Origin of the sequence: Fructobacillus cardui, from assembly GCF_963580785.1 — a bacterium.
Taxonomy (GTDB): Bacteria; Bacillota; Bacilli; order Lactobacillales; family Lactobacillaceae; genus Fructobacillus; species Fructobacillus cardui.
The window spans coordinates 1-3,515 of sequence record NZ_CAUZLS010000015.1; the positions used below are offsets into that span (position 1 = coordinate 1).

2 protein-coding genes are annotated in these 3,515 nt (G+C 29.2%); both read right to left on the minus strand.

Features of this window, described 5'->3' with window-relative positions:
• Positions 1-862: 862 nt before the first annotated feature.
• Positions 863-2,395: a lipopolysaccharide biosynthesis protein gene (locus tag AABI20_RS07520; RefSeq protein ID WP_338347346.1), complete on the minus strand. Its 1,533-nt coding sequence runs from the start codon at positions 2,393-2,395 to the stop codon at positions 863-865.
• 53 nt (positions 2,396-2,448) lie between these two features.
• Positions 2,449-3,369, minus strand: a complete 921-nt coding sequence (locus AABI20_RS07525) for a glycosyltransferase (RefSeq protein ID WP_338347347.1) — start codon at positions 3,367-3,369, stop codon at positions 2,449-2,451.
• Positions 3,370-3,515 lie beyond the last annotated feature (146 nt).

Here is a 3,515-nt window from a genome sequence, read left to right on the forward strand (position 1 = left end):
ATAGCTCAAAGAATTTCTCCTCATGGTTTGTCTAGCAACTACCATTGTAAAGAATTCTTTGGGTTTTTTGTTTTTCAATTATCGTTCGAATTAATTATAGAATCTGCCTTATATAAAAATTTTCGAAAGCAATCTATCGTTTGCAATAAGTCTTAATATTAAACATTTTATATTCATTTAATTCAGTTTTTGTTATACATTAGTAACTAATTTTTCAATTAAAATAGTATCGTTCTAATAAATAAATTACAAAATCATGATTATGAAATGTTTTTATTTATGCTTCATTCACACCTCTTCTAGCCTTTACTATTAAGGTCACACTGACAAAAACATTACAACAAAATTTATATCGATAACACTAACTAATAATTGAATAATACTATTCAATTTTAATATACATTCCTGAATTATAGAGATCAAAGAATGTAAACTACGCTCAATCAACAAGATATTCGAGCCTCGTTAATCGATATAAAAATATCTAGTGTTCAAAACAGATATTTGATGAACTAATGTTGGGACAAATATTAATTTTCATATTCCAGATGGAAGAAATATTGGTATAACCAAATTTACGAGCCACCTGAACATAAGACGCATCATGCTTGATGGCCCAAAGTGTCAATCGTAACCGAAATTCGGGTGTTACTTGTGGCGGCTCGTAAATGATCTTTAATCCATGAGCTTCGTATGCAGTAATGAGCATCAATAGTCATCAGTTTGTTAGCCATATTCAAGAGCGACTTGATTAGCAGACAGGGCATATTTGGTAGTCTTTTTAACGGCTTGTAGTTTATATTCTCTAGAAAATTTAGTCATAAGAAAAACCCTGAAAGTTATACAACTTTCAGGGTACAAATCAAACCCTTCTAAAAACTTTTTTATTAATTATTCGCTTCATATTCAAAAAACAATATACAATAATACTCAAAAGAATAATGGAAACAAAATTAACTATCAAAATTAAAAAGTAATTCCTACCAATTAAATTCTCTAGAAAAGACGATGAAAAAGACGTTAGAAATGATACTAAAACCAAATTTATACTAATATCCACCAACATTTTTATATATTTTTTATAAAACTGCAAAACACTACGATTAAAGCCATAGTAAAACACAACATAGGCTTCATAAACTGTAGCAATAAAAAGACTTGTTATCATAGTAGCTAGCAAAATACCAAGTATTCCCAAATCAAAAACTTTAAGAAAAAGTATTGAAAACAATAAATTAAAAATTGCTTCTAAAATTGGTTTGGCTCTCTGTTCATAAGATAGTCCATATGCATCGATAAAAGATAAGCCACTATACCGGAGGATATTAATAACAAAAATACCGACCATAAGAACATCAACGTAATCAGGAAGAAGGAAACTACTACCAATCCAAAGCCTAATGAACGTCGGTAATTCACCCAACAACAATGCTGAAACAAAAAAAGTAATGGTATAATTAGCAAATTGATGCCTAAAAAATAGGTCAGCGCCTTCATCTTTTGAAGTTTGACCAACAGCAATATTACCAATCGTTGCCGTTAGGGCGGTCGACACACTATACAATATTTGTTGTATTGCACTGATAATTAACTGGTAATTACTGTACAAACCAACCGTAGATAAGTTAATAAATGCTGCAATTAAAATATTATCGGTTCCATTAACAACAATATCACCTATTCTACTAGCGAAAGTACCGATAACATTCCTTTTCAATTTGTTAATAATTTTTCTAGGTACTTTAACTATTTTTTCGGAAACAAAGTATTTATCATATTGCTTTTTTACATAAATTGATAAACCAATATTTCCAGCTAATGTAGAAATAACCTGGATAATAAGATATAGTGCATAGTTTTTAAAAACAAATAATATAATGACTTGCAAAACTGTCATTACAAAATATGTCAAAAAATCAACAAAAGAAACTATATAATTACGCTCATTAGCAATTAATAAAGATCTATTATACGTCAATAAATAACTAACTACACTATTAGTGAGTAATATAAGATAATAAAAAGTACTATGCTCAACTTGTTTCCCAGTAATTAAAGGTAGAAAGGGAACAATCGCTAAGCCAATTGCTAAAATCAACAATGCAAGAATACGATAGATGTTTCGATATAATCGCATAATTGACTGAACAATGGTCCATCGCTTATTAGCTAATGGCTCATATAACGAGTAAACAACGGCACTTCCAATTCCCATTTCAGCTAAAGAAAGAGTCGTTAACGTACTAGTTAATAATCCATTTAATCCAAGAATTTCACTACCCAAAATATGGATAAAAATTGTTCTGGATAAAAAGCCTAATATAAATTTAAATGCTGTTGATAAGCCACTTGTCCCAACATTTATAATTGCATAATGTTTACGTTTGCTATCCATTAAATAATGTCTTTCTGTGCATCTAGCTTAAAAAGTATGGAATACTTTTCCTATCAAAATATGATTTTCATCTTAAAAAGAATATCATCAAAACTCATTCGAATTATAAAAAATGAAGAAAATCCAATTAAATATTTGTGCAATCCGTTAGCATTTCTAAAAGCATGTATACGTTGATTTATTTTATTTAAACTTTTGATATCGGTCATTTTTTGAGGCTTCATTCTTTTTAAATCGTCTGAATTTAATATATTATCTTTCTTATTTATTCGCCTAACAAAGTAAGCCATCCGCATTTGTAATTCTAAGTCAGAATTACTTACAGAGTCAGACCTAATTTCTCTACTAGTTAACGCTTCAGGAATATAGCAAAATTTGAATTTTTGATTGTTAAACCTTAACCATAAATCATAATCTTCAGCAGGTACAAGATCTCTATATTCACCAACTTCTAAAAATGATTTTTTTGACATTAAAACACTACTATGTGGTATGAAATTTCTTAATGGTAAGAGTTCATCAACTTTTTTATCATTAAATGATTTTAAATATTCCGCTTCGTTTTTCCCATCCTTAAACAGCAGTGTATCCGTATACACAATATCAGCTTCATTACTAATTAGCTCATTACCCTGTTGAATTAATCGTCCTTCATTCATCCAGTCATCAGCATCTAGACGAGCTAATAGTTCAAATGAACTATTAGCTATGGCTTTGTTGAGTGAATTCGCTAGACCAATATTCTCTTGATTAACAATTACTTTTAAGGAAAAATTGTCAGAGTTAAGATGATCTGACATTGAATATAAAAAATTAATATCATTAAATTCAGGATTATCTACAACTATTACATGCTCTAATATTACATGCTCTAAAACATCCACATGTTTTAATTGTTCAAAAACAGAATTAATAGCGCGTTTAATTTGTTCCCTTGTCTCATTATAAACTGTTGTTATAACAGATACCTGCATATAAACTCCCTACTTCTAGTGATTAGCGATTTTTCAAAAGGCAGATTCTATAATTAATTCGAACGATAATTGAAAAACAAAAAACCCAAAGAATTCTTTACAATGGTAGTTGCTAGACAAACCATGAGGAGAAATTCTTTGAGCTA